This is a genomic window from Candidatus Lokiarchaeota archaeon (assembly GCA_014730275.1).
Lineage (GTDB): Archaea > Asgardarchaeota > Thorarchaeia > Thorarchaeales > Thorarchaeaceae > WJIL01.
The window spans coordinates 1-15,886 of sequence record WJIL01000135.1 but is presented as its reverse complement, the minus strand read 5'-3'; the positions used below and the strand labels follow the sequence as shown (position 1 = coordinate 15,886).

The 15,886-nt window shown below is 44.3% G+C and carries 15 protein-coding genes; 1 reads left to right on the top strand and 14 read right to left on the bottom strand.

Annotated elements, in window-relative coordinates:
- Nucleotides 1-810, top strand: a complete 810-nt coding sequence (locus GF309_15515; GenBank protein MBD3160185.1) for a hypothetical protein — start codon at nucleotides 1-3, stop codon at nucleotides 808-810.
- Here the strand turns inward: GF309_15515 and ade are convergent.
- From ade to dinB, 14 genes are all read right to left on the bottom strand, one after another.
- Nucleotides 807-2,552 (bottom strand): adenine deaminase, encoded by a 1,746-nt coding sequence (ade, locus tag GF309_15510; protein ID MBD3160184.1) that lies wholly within the window; start codon nucleotides 2,550-2,552, stop codon nucleotides 807-809. The genes GF309_15515 and ade overlap by 4 nt on opposite strands.
- Nucleotides 2,553-2,653: 101 nt before the next feature.
- Nucleotides 2,654-3,940, bottom strand: a complete 1,287-nt coding sequence (locus tag GF309_15505; protein ID MBD3160183.1) for a hypothetical protein — start codon at nucleotides 3,938-3,940, stop codon at nucleotides 2,654-2,656.
- On the bottom strand, nucleotides 3,940-4,266 hold the full coding sequence (locus GF309_15500; GenBank protein MBD3160182.1) for a hypothetical protein: 327 nt from the start codon (nucleotides 4,264-4,266) through the stop codon (nucleotides 3,940-3,942). Before GF309_15500 ends, GF309_15505 begins: the two co-directional genes overlap by 1 nt.
- A gap of 100 nt (nucleotides 4,267-4,366) precedes the next feature.
- Nucleotides 4,367-5,041 (bottom strand): hypothetical protein, encoded by a 675-nt coding sequence (locus GF309_15495; protein MBD3160181.1) that lies wholly within the window; start codon nucleotides 5,039-5,041, stop codon nucleotides 4,367-4,369.
- 79 nt (nucleotides 5,042-5,120) lie between these two features.
- Complete coding sequence (locus tag GF309_15490; GenBank protein MBD3160180.1) at nucleotides 5,121-5,732, bottom strand: hypothetical protein; 612 nt, start codon at nucleotides 5,730-5,732, stop codon at nucleotides 5,121-5,123.
- Nucleotides 5,733-5,833: 101 nt separating this feature from the next.
- Complete coding sequence (locus tag GF309_15485; protein MBD3160179.1) at nucleotides 5,834-6,505, bottom strand: hypothetical protein; 672 nt, start codon at nucleotides 6,503-6,505, stop codon at nucleotides 5,834-5,836.
- A 102-nt stretch (nucleotides 6,506-6,607) separates the two neighbouring features.
- Entirely contained in the window at nucleotides 6,608-7,441 is an 834-nt protein-coding gene (locus GF309_15480; protein MBD3160178.1) for a leucine-rich repeat protein, read from the bottom strand.
- Nucleotides 7,442-7,504: 63 nt separating this feature from the next.
- Nucleotides 7,505-8,164, bottom strand: a complete 660-nt coding sequence (locus GF309_15475; GenBank protein MBD3160177.1) for a PH domain-containing protein — start codon at nucleotides 8,162-8,164, stop codon at nucleotides 7,505-7,507.
- A gap of 91 nt (nucleotides 8,165-8,255) precedes the next feature.
- Nucleotides 8,256-9,203 carry an LLM class flavin-dependent oxidoreductase gene (locus GF309_15470; protein MBD3160176.1) on the bottom strand — a complete coding sequence of 316 codons (948 nt, stop codon included), beginning with the start codon at nucleotides 9,201-9,203 and terminating at the stop codon, nucleotides 8,256-8,258.
- A 76-nt stretch (nucleotides 9,204-9,279) separates the two neighbouring features.
- Complete coding sequence (locus GF309_15465) at nucleotides 9,280-11,052, bottom strand: PAS domain S-box protein (GenBank protein ID MBD3160175.1); 1,773 nt, start codon at nucleotides 11,050-11,052, stop codon at nucleotides 9,280-9,282.
- A 191-nt stretch (nucleotides 11,053-11,243) separates the two neighbouring features.
- Nucleotides 11,244-12,764, bottom strand: coding sequence for a hypothetical protein (locus GF309_15460; GenBank protein ID MBD3160174.1), 1,521 nt, complete (start codon nucleotides 12,762-12,764; stop codon nucleotides 11,244-11,246).
- A 51-nt stretch (nucleotides 12,765-12,815) separates the two neighbouring features.
- Nucleotides 12,816-13,733: an ATP-binding cassette domain-containing protein gene (locus tag GF309_15455; GenBank protein MBD3160173.1), complete on the bottom strand. Its 918-nt coding sequence runs from the start codon at nucleotides 13,731-13,733 to the stop codon at nucleotides 12,816-12,818.
- Between the two features lie 110 nt (nucleotides 13,734-13,843).
- Complete coding sequence (gene sfsA / locus GF309_15450; GenBank protein ID MBD3160172.1) at nucleotides 13,844-14,542, bottom strand: DNA/RNA nuclease SfsA; 699 nt, start codon at nucleotides 14,540-14,542, stop codon at nucleotides 13,844-13,846.
- A gap of 127 nt (nucleotides 14,543-14,669) precedes the next feature.
- Entirely contained in the window at nucleotides 14,670-15,767 is a 1,098-nt protein-coding gene (dinB, locus tag GF309_15445; GenBank protein MBD3160171.1) for a DNA polymerase IV, read from the bottom strand.
- Nucleotides 15,768-15,886 lie beyond the last annotated feature (119 nt).

Genomic DNA, 15,886 nt, shown 5'->3' with positions numbered 1-15,886 from the left:
ATGGCCAAAACGATAAGATGTCCAGCATGTGGTGGTCCAGTTCGGGTGATTCACAATGATGAGGTGAATCGGTGCGAATATTGCGCAAGTCCAGTTTTGGGTCCAGATCAAGATAGGGATTGCGTCAATCATCCTGGCAGGCTTGCAAAAGGCGTCTGCCATGTGTGTGGGGATTTGCTTTGTGAAGAGTGTATGGAGAAAAGGGTTGCTGATTATGGCGGCAAGCTGTTTACCATCGTAAATTGTACCAAGTCAAGGTGCAAGTCTGAAAGCAGCTGGGCCAAACCACTCAACGAGGAATATCACCGACTTACCAATATGGAATGGGCAAATGATGTTGACAACAAGATTCTGCGGGTCACAGGATTAGGGGCTATCCTCATGATGGTATTTGAATTAGTATTCATCATCAGTATGCTCTATATTCGGTTCTTCACTGATTGGGGTTGGACTAATATTCCCAATCTGCTTATTCCCGGAGATACCGTCATTATACTAGGCATTCTCGGGAATCTTCTTTCTGCCTTCCTCCTGCAGACATCCTTGCAGGTGTATGTGCACGAAAGACAACTTGCAGCCGGTATGGCCTTGGTCGTTATGCTGATTATAGAAGCGGCTTTCCTGATCTTCAGAGGGCTCTTCTTCAATTTGCTATCCCTTCCTAACCAATATCTTTTGCCAATTCTGTTCGTTGCATTCGGTATTGCTACCCTCATGGTGTTTAGCGGGTCCCTCCTTGCAATACGCACTGGCTACAAGAAACGCAAACAGATTCAAGCTGCCAAGGAAGAGCTTGGTCTTACGGATTAGTTCGAGATATCGAAGAGATCGATAATCCTGAACTTATCTACATCAACGAGCCCTTTGTCGGTTATTTTCAACTCTGGAATCACGGGTAGCGATAGAAACGCCATCGCCATAAATGGCTCTTCAAGTGATGTTCCAATGGTTTGGGCTGCTTCTCGCAAATCTTTTAGTTTCTCACTCACATGCTCTATCGGTTGGTCGGACATGAGTCCTGCAATGGGGAGTGCAAGTGATGCAAGAATCTCACCATCTCGTACAACGGAAATCCCACCTTGCATTCTAAGAATTTGAACAGCAGCTTCTATGAGATCCGCATCGTTTGTTGAAATAACTACGATATTATGGCTGTCATGTGCAATTGAAGATACCATCGCACCTTCCTTGATACCAGATCCTTTCACAAAACCAATGGCCTGCGGCTCAGTGGCGTTGTGCCTTTCGATAACTGTGACTTTGGCCAAATCTCTGTCTATATCAGGTACCGCAAGTCCGTCTTCTATATTGGTTTCTTCGATTAGATGATTCGTGACTATTTGATTTGGTACCATCCCGATGACATTCATTCTGTCTCCTTTTGCCGGCACTTGGAAATCTTCAGGTTCCAGCCAATGGATGTTTACAGATCTCCTCAGATGGGGTGATTCCTTAACGCCAAATTCTCCAGTCATTTTGCCGTCTTTAGCAACGAGATGGCCACTCTTGAAGACCATATCTACACCAATATCTTGGAGTGAGTCCAATACGACTAGGTCTGCGTGATAACCAGGAGCAACAGCTCCTGCCTGATGGATTCCATAATGTCTGGCTGTCGATATTGTAGCCACCTTGATTGCCAGAATGGGGTCAACGCCTAATTCGACTGCGGTGCGTATCATACCATCGATGTGCCCACGCTCAATAAGGTCGAGCGTATTGCGGTCATCGGTCACGAAGCTACAGAACATGGCTGTTTCTGGTTTGATGATTCCAGCCAAATCCGCCAGATTCCGAGCAGTTGAGCCTTCTCGGATATGAATATGCATTCCTGCTGCGAGTTTTTCCTTTGCCTCTACCAAGGTTGTTGCTTCATGCTCCGATGTTATCCTTGCTGCTGCATAAGCATTCAAATCAAGGCCTTCCAGACCGGGAGCATGCCCGTCGATTCGTTTCCCTCTTTTTAGAGTCACTCGGATTTTTTCAAATATGTCTGGATCTCGGGTAACCACGCCTTGGTAATTCATAGCTTCTGCCAGACCCAAAACATAGTCTTCACTCAAGAGAGGCTTTATGTCCAAGAAATCGAGGGATACGCCGTTTGTTTCTAGCTCAGTTGATGGTACACAGGATGGAATCATGATGTAGAAACTCATTGGTCCTCCACGCATGCTCTTGCTCATGTACATGATGCCCTCCATGCCCAGTACATTCGCTATTTCATGGGGGTCTGCTACTACTGCACCAGTACCGTGAGGAACAACAGCTCGCGCATATTGAAGCGGCATGACCATACTCGATTCGACATGAACGTGGCCATCAATAAACGAGGGTGCAACATATTTCCCTTCTATATCTATGATTTCTCTACCCTGATATTCACCGATTCCTGCTATGTAGCCACCATGGATAGCTACATCCCCTTCAGTTACTTCGCCAGTAAAGACATTGACAACCGAACCATTCTTCAAAACAATATCTGCCCGAGTTCGACCTGCTGCAACATCAACCATTTGATCAAGAGGATACTCGTCAGGGCGTTCTAGGAACATTCTCTATTCACTTCAGATGTTGTCACATCGGAATGTGAAAAGGTCTTTGGTCTGTCTCGAATTCTGGTCATCCTCTGATGGTTCTCCACCAGAACCCAAGCTCAAGTACTTGGCCTCGCGAGAATCCACGTGATTCTGTCCATGACCGGAAACAATCCAAATTCGATTAGAAACCGGTAGAATGTGCCCAAGAACCAGAATATCATGGATATCATTGCAAGGTTGATGAGCTCTTTGTAGACCTTGTGTTTCTTCAATTTGGAAGTAATATCATCGCCTTCTGCTTCCTGATATGCAATTGCGAACATGAATCCGTAGTAAACCACAATGAGCCCAACTGTGAAACGGATATAGTTAGCAATGAATGAGAAACCAAGATGCTTGAACGAACCGTCTGCGGGGTTGATGATTGTAATAGCCGTTGCTGGGGAGTCACCTACGAGGATTCTTTCCTGACCATCAATCATAACAAGATCTGATTCGTAAGGCTGCACTAGGAAGTCCTTGCCATACTCCACCAATATCTCCTTCGTGTCTCGATCTAGAAAGAATACACGCCCATTATTCGAATCGGTAATCATGTACGTACCGTTTCCAATGTCGTCGCAGTCTCTTGCCCACCTAAGTTCGCCTTCGGGAAACTCTGGTGCATACTCCCAGACCACTTCCTTAGTTTCGTAATCGATTTCTACGATACGATGGTTCTCACTATCACAAATGATGACATTACCATTATCTCTAATATCTACGTTATGTTGATGATTGAGCTTGCTTTTCTGTAGAGGTTCCCCGTAGTGCCAGATGATTTCCTTTGTCTGGGAGTAGTTCACTTCAACAATCATATCGAAATTTCTCATAGATATGAGTATGGAATCGTAGTCTCGTCCTTTTCTTGAACCATTAACCCACTCGGCATCGTTAATATGCGTCCAATCAACTTCTCGATACTCTTGACTCAGAACATAATCTAAAGCAGATTCTTTCCATCCCCAGCTGTTCCCAACTGCTGTCCAATTAACATCACTAATCTTCTTTGGATTCCATTCCCATTCAATTCTGGATGGATCATCAATATCGATTTCGTAAACCCGTTCACCTGCAGTATCACATACAATAACATCACCATCTGGCAGCAACTCTGCCTCATGAACAAAGACTTCCGGAATGTCGCTTTGCCATAACACTTCCAGATGGTCATTTACGATTGTGACCTTCCCACCATTGTCCGACATAAGGTAGTTCCCCGTGTATTGACCTTTGGAGATGTAGTCTATGTCGAGAGGCATTCCAAACGGTTGCATAGTGGGAAGGAGACCAAAAAAGACCGGTAGTGCGGCCAATTCAATGACAAGCAAAATGATGATGAGTTTGTGTTTTCGCTTCAACATTACCACCCCACGAAATATGCTATTGTTGCAAACGCCAGGTATGCCATCAACCAACTTCCAGAGTATCGGAGTGCTGTTTTCATAAGGTTCTGCATAGCTGTCTCTATTTCATTACCTACTGTCCTCCTGATTGTGAATACGGATATGATTAGTGTAGGTACAAAGAAAATCGGTATCAAGATATACCACGGAAGCTCTGTAAATCGTGTTACGAAGTAGCTTGAGAATCCAAAAGCTATGCCGCTGATGATTTTTGTCCAGAACAACCTCTTATTGACTCTCAATGAACCATCGTACTTCGAAGATGGGATAACAACCCTCTCCATATGCATTCCTCTTTTGTCGAAGCGCGGCTAGTCGACCTAGTCCATAGCTCTCTTAATCTTTCTGATTCTTTAGATACGCATCTAAACAGGATACTCTGGGCTAGCAGAATTTCTCATACGGAGACAAATCACCATTCCAGCCAACCAAATCTGGCCAGCTGTATCGAGGATTTCGGGGTTTGCAAATTATCTCCTTGATAACTGGTCCCTGTTTCAGGAAACCCCGGGTATTGGCCGTTTCGACCACAATAGCGCTACTCAGGCCTATCCAGTCTCCAGCTAAGCTAACCACGTCTTCCCCAGATGGCACAACTCCAGCATCTGTAGCCATCATAGCTGCTACGATTCCAACACCTATTCCCGACCCGAATAGGCTGAAGACTCTACGGATAATGTATGTAGTAGTTGGGAAACCTATTTCTTGCAATGGCGCATCTATCGAGAAGAACGGATCTGTTCCTTGGACAATTTCGACTTCTTCTTTGAGAAGTTTGCTTCGAATACTTCCATTTTCAATGCCTATCCTCAAGTCTCCTATCGGTGTTCCTTCCACTTTCGTGCCTCTTGGGGATGTTACAACAATGATTCGCACATCCGTATCCGTGCACATTTCTGCGAGTTTGAGAGCAGACAAACCTGTTTCAGAGGCAACAATCATTGTCTTGATGCCTAGTAGTTTTGCTCGTTCTATTGCGAGTTCTATCGTTTTCTTTGTGTTGATTTCACCACAGGATTCAAAGTAGAATGTGCTTCTTGCTTCGCCAAGTTCTGTCATATGGTTGTCTTCCTTATGCCTGAAGGTTTCGTATGTTCTTCTATCAAGGGATGGTTCTAAGCAATCTCTATTTGAGAGATCACCACGAAAGTGGGTCTTGGTCCACTTCTGTGTTCAATGAGGGATTCAGTTTCTTGAATTCGTGAACATACTGAGGATTGGTAAACTCGAAAAATAGCTTACCATCTTGATCGACATCAATCGCCAAAAACGCTGTTGGAGGATTATCTCGCAGCATTTTCACAAGCTCTGCTCGCTTTGCGATTCTCGACCAGATTGCTCCCATACTTAGTGTGGCAATAATCAGTATTACAGCAGCTAATCCAAATGTAACCAGCTGGAGAATCGGAAACATGAGTTGGAATGCAAACAGACCTATCGTAAGAAAAAAGAATGCAAATGAAACCTTGCACATAGACTCTTCCCTTTTCTCATACTTATTGCCTGTGCTTTCCGCTTTCTCTTTTGCGTCCTTCTTACAATCCTCGCAGATATAAAGTGTTGCTCGTATTTTTTCATGCCGTTCAATTATGGCATCCTTGCTGTCTGCAGATGCACCGCTTTCTCTGTCAATCCAAATACGTTCGTAGGTTTTACCGTATCTCTCTGAACCTTCTTCCATCTGCTTTCCACAGGCTATACACCTGCGCGGCCAAGATACAGTGAATTGCTTATCATCAACTCGGAACAAACCAGATTCTCCTTTCAAGGCTATTTTGGGAATGTCATGCTTTATGTTTTGAGCGTTCCGCACATTAGCGCTGTTGCTACTGTGAGAAACCCTCATGCAGGCTATAGATCTGGTGTGCGAACCGCGATTTCTTCACTGGTGTTACAGCTTCGTAATTCCTGATTCAGTTGATGATGATTGGGATGCTTCTTGTTCCACGGTGAAGATATGAAATGAATTTCGTGAGGTCTTGTATCCTCATCGATTTTGGCATGTCCCCATTCTTCTAGTGTACGAACTAGAGGTCTTGTCTTTCGTGTGCTTATGCCGCAGGCTTCTCCAAGTTTTTTGTATGTTGAATCATTCTCTTCTTCGAGAGCATCAAGCACTTGGTATTCTGGAACCTTCAGTAGGGCCTGCTTGAGTGAATTGTTCTCACGGATTAGCTGACTGGTGTCTGCAGAAAGGGCTTGATCTAGTTGAGCTTTCAAATCATTCATTTCTTCTATCATTGAAGCTCTTTCGTTTTCATGCCTTGAAATGATGCCTGAGGATTTCTGTATTAATTCAGCACTCAAGTCTCTTCCAAGGCCTGTTAAGGCTTCATTTGAGGCTTCCTTGGCTTCGTGCAATATACCCTTCAAATCTGAGGAATCCAGCCATTCTCCATCGACGAGGGATTCGATTTGGGAGAAATACTTGTTCAGTCGACTGATCCACATTTCAGTCAATTCCTGGAAGACACCGGCCATTTTCAGTGTCCTCTTCGCTGCTGCCTCTTCTGGCTGCCCCATATCAAATCACAAATGAGCAAGGCCGGGACCAAAGATTAGAATGAGTGTTGCCTAAATAATACAAGGGCAAATGTGGCCTTGAAGTCAGATTCGGGCCCTGGTCTAGCTTTCAGGCCAGTACATTCTATCTCGGAACTTTTTGAGAGCATAGGGGAAATCACGTTCCTTATACTTGATGTCAGCTATCAGTATGACGGAATCATCTACCATGACGGATTCCAAGTCGCGGCAATTCATGAGGGGAGTGATATCCAAGAAATGAAGTTCGTTATCGGTCAAATCAAGCCAAAGGAGACTTTTTGATTCTGACAGTGGATGCAAATTAATCGCGAGGAGACCTGTATCTCTAAGCCAGAGACCTTCGAGTTGCTCACAACCCCTCAGTGGGCTTAAATCAATTGTCTCAAGAGGATTACTCTCCAAGAATAGCTCTTGTAGCCGGGCACATCCCGCCAAAGCATCTAGATCTATGGCATAGATATCATTGTCATCTAATCGAAGAAATCTTAACTGCTTGCAATGGCTCAACGCAACTAATTCAATACTCTGGATGGAATTTGTCTGAAGGTATAGTTCTTCCAATTTGACACTGAATGCCAACGGCGCCAAATTGATATTTCGGATTTTGTTTATGGCAAGTGAAAGAAACTTCAGATTCATGCTTTCTGTGGGCCACAAATCGATCTGTGTGAGTCTGTTAGAACTGAGATCGAGATATTCGAGTTCTTTTTGCTCGCTGAGTGGATCCAGGATAATAGTCTCAAGCCAGTTTGCTGATAAATCCAACTTTTCGAGATTCTGAAATTGATTGAATTGCTCAAGATCGATGTGGGTGATATCGCATCCTGAGAGGTTCACGGATTTAGTTTCACTCGAATAAGTTTTCTCGGAATCAGTACCGCTTTTCGTTTCGTAGCTAATTGAGATATCGCTCACCTGGAGCCCCTCTTAACTAGTCAAACAAAGGTGACTAATGTGTCTTACTTTCCTTTGAAGCTACTACCAGGGAGCGACTACCGTCTTCTCTACATGTGACCAGCTAGTTGGCTCTTCTGTGGTTTCGACAAATCTGTTAATGAGCTCCCGTATACCTCTGGGATTATTGATATCCTTCATGACAAGAACAGGTTCATCACCATCATCTTCCCTGTAGATGACAACGTCCCCAATCCCAACTGCAATTTCCTGAGGTTCACTAGCAATTTCTACCTTGCTGATATCGTCGTAGAATATCCTTCTAGTTTCTTTACTAATGATGCCCGTTCGTATGCGCAGGTTCCAAGTCGTGACGATGTACAGCGTGTATCTCCTTGCGGCTTCGACCCCAAGGACGACCACAATGCCAAAGACAATTGAGCCAACCCCCATATTCCAGGAAATAGTGCTGTAGGGTATGATACTGCCCGCGCTCATGATATTGAACAGGGTACCTGAAATCAGTGCTATAAAACCAACTGCGTAATGAATGAGTCTTCCAGCACGGCTTGGCCGAAATATGGCCACTAGCTTCTCTTTTTCTTCAGGGGGTGGGGTAACAACTGATTCTTCCTCGCTGTGCTGGTGTTCCTGTGTCATCTTATTTGCACCTGAATGAATCTGAAAGCTGAGACAATCGTCCAATTGTCTGACTGATAGTGTGAGGTTGAAGCATTGCTTCATTCTACGAGTGCTTTGGTTTCTGGTGAAAAACCCTCATATTAAAGTCTCTGTAAGGGACCTTATATCTCCAGGATGTCTTCCACACCAAATTTCACTTGACAGCTGGTAGAACATATTCACCAAATGCTTGGATTTGGGACTCTTCCTCGCTGTACGGAAACATGAAGATAAAATGGGTTACCCCTATTTCCTGGTACTCTCTGACACGTTGAATAATAATTTCTGTATCACCCCAAAGCGCCGAGCTGACCCTTTCGCGATAGTCGGCAACTTCCATATTTCGCTCTTTGGCTACTTCTTCTATCTTCTTCTCCATTTCTTGCTTGCTCTTGAACCAACGAGTCCATAGGCCTACCGATTTACTCAGCTCATCTTTCCTCTCATGTGTCTTGGCCATAGATGTCATCTTTCCAAAAATCTCTTGACATTCATCGGGAGTAAACGACCATGCTAAGTTAAGTCCGTTTCCATATCGAGCTGCAACTTCAACTATGCGGTCGCCCCCTGTCATGCTGCCTACCCAGATTGTAGGATGGGGTTGCTGTACAGGTTTAGGTTCGGAAATCAGATTCTTCACAGAGTAATACTTTCCATCAAAGGAGAATTTTTCTTCGGTCCATGCGCCCTTGATTATTTGAATTCCTTCACCGAGTTGCTCTATTCTCGTCAAATCATCCGGGTATTCGATTCCATAGGCTTCGTAGTCTAGTTCCTTCCACCCCGCCCCAATTCCAAACTCCAGACGCCCTCCCGAAAGATTGTCTAAGCTTGCCCCCATCTTAGCATGAAGAGCAGGGTTTCTGTAGCTGTTGCAGAAAACCAGTGAACCAAGCCTAATATCGCTGTTCTCTCTGCTCAGGGCAGACATGACTAGCCATGGATCTAATAGGATCCTGTCTGTAGCATCTTGGTTGAGTATGAAATGATCTGAAAACCAGACTGTGTCAAACTCATTCTCCAATGCCACATTGGCTATTCTTCTGATTTCACTAAATTCGTACCCAAATTGTGGCTCGATTTGAATTCCAAAAGATGACATGAGGATATCTCCTAAACTGGAACTACTAGGAATCAGAAGGCGATAACTCTTCTTCTTTTCCGGAAGTATAAAGTCACTAAGCTGCTCCTGGATAACATTCTTTCATAAGGAGACGCATGAGGCTCATGCGTATTCTGTCCTCCCCTACAAAGCCTGTTAGCTCATCTTCACAGATACGAATCATTGGCAACATTGGAAGTTCATCCTCATCAATCACAACTGAAGGATCGTCTACATTGATGACTTCAACAAATCGCTCTGTAATGCCCAGCTCCCGTATGAGCCCAAAAAGTGTCTCTTTGGTGGGTTCGCAGAAAAGACAATGATCGGATTCATAAAAGATAACACATTTGCTGCGTCCGCAGGGGAGTTCGGCCTCTTCAACCCATTGCGGCAATGTAATGACGATTGATGCACCTTTCGTGTGGTCGCCATCAACTCTGTCTTCCGCCCATATCCGCCCGCCAAGGTCATTAATGACCATTCTAGCAAGGGTGAGGCCGAGGCCGCGACCAACCATTTGCTGTTCTGAGCTATTACGATTGAAGATGCTTTCTTTCAGGGAGTCGGGTATGCCCTTTCCATAGTCCATGCATTCTATTCTAACCATGTCACTCTGGCTGGAAGCTACTATCTCAATTTCAACATTATCGCCTTCCGTGAAAAGCACGGAATTTGTCAACACGTTAAGAAACACATGGCGCAGAAATCTGTTTCCAGCAATCTCGAATTCTCCCTTTTCCATTTCGCAATCCACATCTATCTGCTTCCACCTAAACGTATCTCGTACAGATTGGATAGCATGATTGATGCATTCGACTGGATCTTTCCTTTCCTTTTCTGGCGGGTGTTTTTCCAGCTCCCAGATGATTCTCAAGTTGGTGACCATACGAGTTGCTCTATCAATATTCCAGTTGGACTCGCGTATCAGTTGCTGAATTTCGGGTGGAACGTCCAAGCTCTGATCAATAAGTCCGATTGTGAATAGAAGTGTCTGATTGACATTCGAGAGATCGTGCGTAATTACATCCAGATACAGATTAGCTCGTTCTCTTTCTTCTTTTTCCTTGAGCTCCGCCATCTTCCGTCTATTTATGTCCAGAGCCATGAATCCTATTCGTGGCGGTTCATCAGGAACACTGAGTGGGCTTGCGGTGATGCTTACCCAGATGGTACTGCCATCAGAATGTAGCATCCTCATTTCTACGTCTCGTACGGTCTTACCTTGCAATACTTCGGAAACGATTTGGTCCGCAGAACGCCGCCCACGTTCTTTTCCAGTTGTAAGTGATGAAATATTCCGACGGAGCATATCTGAGGTGTCGTATCCGAGAAGGGTCTCGGCGGCGGTATTTACATCTTGGATGATTCCACGCCTGCTCAGGGTGAAATATGCTATCGGTGAAGAATCGTAAAGGGTTCGATAACGGGCTTCTGAAGCTTCTAAGGATGCTTCTAGGGCAACCTGTTCTGATATATCACGGACTATGGCTAGAATCGCTGGTTTTCCGTTGAAGATGAAATCAGAAGTGCTCATTTCTGCGTTTACAACATGTCGCTTCGAATCAAGGAGTCTTACCCTGAAACTCGGACGTCCGGATTCTCCAAAATCGAAGGCCTCAATATTTTCTGTATACATGTGTTTGGCTGTTGGATCGAGATAATCTTCAAAGGGTCTTCCAATGACCTCTTTCGTCGTTACATCCAGCATTTCACAAAAAGCAGGATTTGAATAAGCAATGATTCCGTCTTCGATGGCTACTATCCCATCGTTTGCCATCTTGACGATTGCTTCTACATTCTTGCCAGAAAGGACTCCATTGTATTCGCGCTCCTGTCCTTCTGCCACTTCTATGTCCTCTCATGTAGCATTGATTATCATTTCAGGAGACGGACAAATGCTCTACCTGATGTGCTATAGTGCGTTCTGATATGGCGAATCATTCAGCTAGGTGTCCCCTTTCTTGCCTACACAGATTGTCGTATTCTACTTAATACTTGTCCGTTCGAACAAATCACAATGAGAGGCTGATTCTCATTTCACTTATAGTTGTCTAGCGCTTGTACTGATAGGCGTAGAAAGAAGCCCACAACCAAAACAGTGAGTATAGGCAAGATAATCTGGATTGTCCAAGCCTCTGCACTCTGTAATACCAATGTCATTATCAGTCCTCCTAGAACAAGATCTACAACCGGAAACGCAAGAGCAAGGGGTATCGGTGGTTTGGAAGGATTGTTTGTAAAGACGGGGACGTATGAACCCATCATAACTCCGGCAGCCGAGAAAATCAGGACCAACGGAAATGCAAGACTGGTAAGAAAGGCTGAACCTTCAACTCTGAAAATATACACAAGGAATCCCAATTGTGGCAACAATCCGATGCATGCTTCCAAGGCACTTCGAATATACTTCGAAAGAACAATATCGATCGTCCGAAGTGGGCTGCTTTTCAGTAGGTAAACTCGATCTTTTTCATCCATGAAACTCATCAAAGAGGATACACAAGACACCTGAACCAGAAGCACCAGTATGAGCATAAAGGCGGGTACCGCTGTAGATTGGAACTGCTGGGGAATCTGAATCGGCTGTAGCCAAGATGGAGTCATTAGAAATAGGTATACTACAAAACTCCCGCCAACAACCGCGTAGATGTATTTCCAGAACTGCAGAGGAAGTCGAATCGTGCTCCAGAAGTCCTTCTTCATTATCCAAGCAATTGGATCATCTAGCTTTGACTTCACAAAATTAGCCTCACCCTTGACAACTTCGCTGAATCCCGTTGCCTGTCCTACTCCTCCTCCCCATGCGTCACCCCGCGGAGTTTCATTGAAAATTGTAGCAGTTAGGCCCCAAATCATGTAGAACATGAAAAGCGAAGCAAAAACTATAGGAGCAAAATATCCTACAGAAAGAATTCCAGTTGTTTCTGTTATAATTCCAACATATGCATTGGAGTGTAGCACTAGTACCGAATTCGGATTCGAAGTGATTTGCGGTATAGTGGGAATCAGAATAATCGCAGCAAGTACTAATGCACCACCAACTCTCTTGATTCTATTAGAATCAGAGGAGATTTCAGCGGCTATACTGTGAATGAAGTAGTTGCTGTCTAAATAGAGAATGGAAGAAGCGAGAAGCATCCCTAGAGCAGGTAGTATGCCTATATTTTGTTGAATTACAGGAAACAACACTAGAACAACTATTGTTACGTATGCTGCTTTCCTCAGGAGCTGACGCACGTAATTGCTTACAAAAATCTGATAGGTCTTTACCGGCGCTGGCATAAGTACTTGCTCGTCCGTAGCCTGTATGTAGGAAGAGCTTTCTTCGCCAAAGTATCCCGATAACAGAGAGGCAATAGGAAGCAATGATGCCGCTGTAAAAAGAACATCCCTATCGAGAAGTTCCACCAAAGCACTTTCAATATCTGTTACCAATGGAGAAAAAGCTACAAGCAGAGAGATCACATACGAGATGAAAATTCCTGCTGATATCACTATCAAATAGAAAACAAGCATAGATTTCTCCGATGCAGTTCTCCGCACCTGATTGAATGACATGCGGATCTCGTTCGAAACAAGTTGAAGAAGGGTGATAGTCATCTCAAAAACCTACTTTGCCGGAATACCACCAGTTAGTTGCAGAAAGATTTCTTCAAGGCTTTGACACTCCGGGCATCGATTTCTCAATTCAGTTAATGTTCCCCTGCCCACAGCCTTTCCATGGTTCAATATCACAAACCTGTCACACAATGCCTCGGCTACCTCAAGAATATGAGTAGAAACGAGTATCGCAGAACCCTCATCTCGCAATTCTCTCAACTGCTTTTTGAAATTCCAAGCTCCAAGCGGATCGAGTCCGTAGATTGGCTCATCAAGGGCAAGAATAAATGGAGGGGGTCTAATGAAAATCCCGACAACAAGAACTCGCTGAAGGTTACCCTTTGATAGTGTTCCAATATACGAGTCTAGGTATTTGTCTAGGTGAAAAAGATCAACATATTTTCTAGTTCTCAGTATCCGTTCAACTTTCGAAACATCATACAGCTTTGCAATGAACTGGAAATACTCCTTGACCCTCAAACTTGGGTAACATGTTGGTTTTTCAGGTATATAACCGATTCTTCTTTTTGCCTTAAGGGGGTCTTTTTCAATATCGTAACCTGCGATCTCTACTTCACCAGCTGTTGCTTTGATGATTCCTGTGAGAATACGTAGGGTTGTGGTTTTACCTGCACCGTTAGGACCTACTAGGCCTACGATTTCCCCAGGACGCACATCTAGATCAAGGCCATCCACAGCAACGGTTGTAGCATAATTCTTCTTGATATCTCTTAGTTTGATTGATGAATCCCCAATATCATGAGGTGACGCTAGATCCTTCTTATGCCACTCTTCTAAATTATCCATTAGCTTTTCAATAAGCAACTGGCGGCGAACCGTTCTTTCTGTAATGGGTATATTGAATTCTCTCGCAAGACTGAATAGCTCTTCCCCACTCATTCTCTCCACGATGCTCTCAATTTGCATGCTTGTCTTCTCTCCGTAATGAAGAACCGTCTACCAATATCGTAGACACCGGTTACTAGTACCCCGTTATCAGCTTTGCGGACAATTCTCATTGATATTCTCTATTTGCATTATAGCTCGTATTCCAACTCTTTCAGTAACCGAAGTTTCCAGTTTTCAAGCTTGGTCAGGAGAACCATGATTTCTACCCCCTCTTCATGTGCTTCTCTAAGAGCTTTTCCAAATTCAGGATCTGTTCTATCGTTCGGGGTGAAGATTGTAGCGTCTGGACGCTGAACAACAAAGATCACACATGCTCTATCGGCTATTCCTTCCTGAAGTACCTCCGCCAGATGCATCATATGTCGAACTCCCCGTTTTGTTGGGGCATCCGGAAAACTGGCCACCCCTGAGTTCACTAGTGTACACGATTTCACCTCTATGATTGAATCAACTGAACCGCTATAAAGCTTGAAATCGAAACGCCCTCCAAACATTGAAGGTTCTGCCTTAACCTCACAATATTCAGAGAATGAGGGTAGTTCCTTTTTTTCCAAGAGCTGACCCACAAATCGGTTTGGCAAACGTGAATCTATTGATACAAGTATACCCCTATGTTTGACAGCAATAAGATCATAGTCGGTTTTTCTTTTGGGGCTAGGCAGATGGCGAAGATATACGGTTTTCCCTCTAATCATCAACTCCTCCATACGGCCTGGATTAGGGATAAAGGCTTGGAACTCCTCCCCTTCCAAAGCAACCACACCCAGAAATCGGTTTGGCCTTGAAAGAAATCTGGCTTCAACAATTTCGCCTTTCTGCAGCTCCATGTTATTGTTTATTCTGGGCGACCTATAATATTCACTGATACAGGTGCGTTATAGAACCCAATACAAAAGCCAGAATTTCATCTACTACTTGTTACGTGACTGATGAGTACCTAGATTCACCTATTGGCTAGATGAACTGAGTTAGTTTCATCTGAGATTCAATATCCTGGAGACTCGATAGCTTGACTCCAAGAAGACGAATCGGGCGATTTTCAGCTCGGTTCTCTTCATACAGATTGATAGCTGTCTTTTCCATGCTTGCATGAGAATCCGTTGGAGTTGGCAGAGTTGTGCTTCTCAAAATAGTGGTGAAATCAGCGTATCTCAGTCGTATGGAAACTGTCTGATATCCCAGTCCTCTCTTGCTCAATTTGGAGTAAAGAGAGTCACACAGATTACTTATGGTTTTCAGTATCATTCCCATGTCATCTGGTGATATATTCTCTGCAAAAGTGGTTTCTTTGCTGAACGAGCTTCTACGATGCCCTCGTGGTTGAATTGTACGATTATCAATTCCGCAGGCACGATTGTAGAGCCACTGTGCAGAGTTACCCATTATCGGAACAAGCTGAGGAATACTGAGAGATTGAATATCACTGAGCTTGTGCAGACCATGGTTATACAGCTTTTCTGCGGTTTTAGAGCCAATACCATTGATAACCCTCACATCAAGCGGAGCCAAGAAATCTCTGAGTTCATCTGGTTCACGAGGGGCTAGTGTAATGCCCATGGGCTTGTTCATATCAGTCGAGATCTTGGCTACGGACATGTTAGGTCCTATGCCAATTGAACACGGTAAGCGTGTTGAACGCTTGATTGCATCTTGAATGGATTGCGCGATACCGTGGCCTTCTGTTGAATTACTGCACGAATGTGACACGTCTATGTATGCCTCATCTATACTTGTTTTTCTGATAGAATCTTCGTCTGCGTAGGAATACAAGACTGTCATAAAATCAGCAGAGGCGTCCTTGTAATGCTGGAAGGAACTACTAACGAAGATTGCTTCAGGACAGAGGGAATGCGCCTTGGAGACTGGCATTCCTGATGTGATACCGTATTCCCGAGCTTCGTATGACGCAGTTCTCACTACTCCTCTAGATGGCCCTTTGGTGGGATCCGGTCCCACACATACAGGTTGGCCTACGAGGGCTGGATTGATTCTGAACTGCTCTACTGATGCAAAGAATGCGTCCATGTCAACGTGAGCAATCCATTGTGTCATTGCTCCTTCAACCACGTTGTAAGTGTCTTGGTGTCATTTGGGTTTTGAAGTCATCTTTCTTCTATTCAGGAGAACAAGTAATACGGGGGGAGGAGAGAGAAAGTATTCCCACTAGTTGG

Excerpts from the sequence above, each read along its gene's own strand:
- GF309_15515 (MBD3160185.1), top strand. The coding sequence starts at position 1 with ATGGCCAAAACGATAAGATGTCCAGCATGTGGTGGTCCAGTTCGGGTG.
- ade (MBD3160184.1), bottom strand. The coding sequence starts at position 2,552 with ATGTTCCTAGAACGCCCTGACGAGTATCCTCTTGATCAAATGGTTGAT.
- GF309_15505 (MBD3160183.1), bottom strand. The coding sequence starts at position 3,940 with ATGTTGAAGCGAAAACACAAACTCATCATCATTTTGCTTGTCATTGAA.
- GF309_15500 (MBD3160182.1), bottom strand. The coding sequence starts at position 4,266 with ATGGAGAGGGTTGTTATCCCATCTTCGAAGTACGATGGTTCATTGAGA.
- GF309_15495 (MBD3160181.1), bottom strand. The coding sequence starts at position 5,041 with ATGACAGAACTTGGCGAAGCAAGAAGCACATTCTACTTTGAATCCTGT.
- GF309_15485 (MBD3160179.1), bottom strand. The coding sequence starts at position 6,505 with ATGGGGCAGCCAGAAGAGGCAGCAGCGAAGAGGACACTGAAAATGGCC.
- GF309_15475 (MBD3160177.1), bottom strand. The coding sequence starts at position 8,164 with ATGAAGCAATGCTTCAACCTCACACTATCAGTCAGACAATTGGACGAT.
- GF309_15470 (MBD3160176.1), bottom strand. The coding sequence starts at position 9,203 with ATGTCATCTTTTGGAATTCAAATCGAGCCACAATTTGGGTACGAATTT.
- GF309_15460 (MBD3160174.1), bottom strand. The coding sequence starts at position 12,764 with ATGTCATTCAATCAGGTGCGGAGAACTGCATCGGAGAAATCTATGCTT.
- GF309_15455 (MBD3160173.1), bottom strand. The coding sequence starts at position 13,733 with ATGCAAATTGAGAGCATCGTGGAGAGAATGAGTGGGGAAGAGCTATTC.
- sfsA (MBD3160172.1), bottom strand. The coding sequence starts at position 14,542 with ATGGAGCTGCAGAAAGGCGAAATTGTTGAAGCCAGATTTCTTTCAAGG.
- dinB (MBD3160171.1), bottom strand. The coding sequence starts at position 15,767 with ATGACACAATGGATTGCTCACGTTGACATGGACGCATTCTTTGCATCA.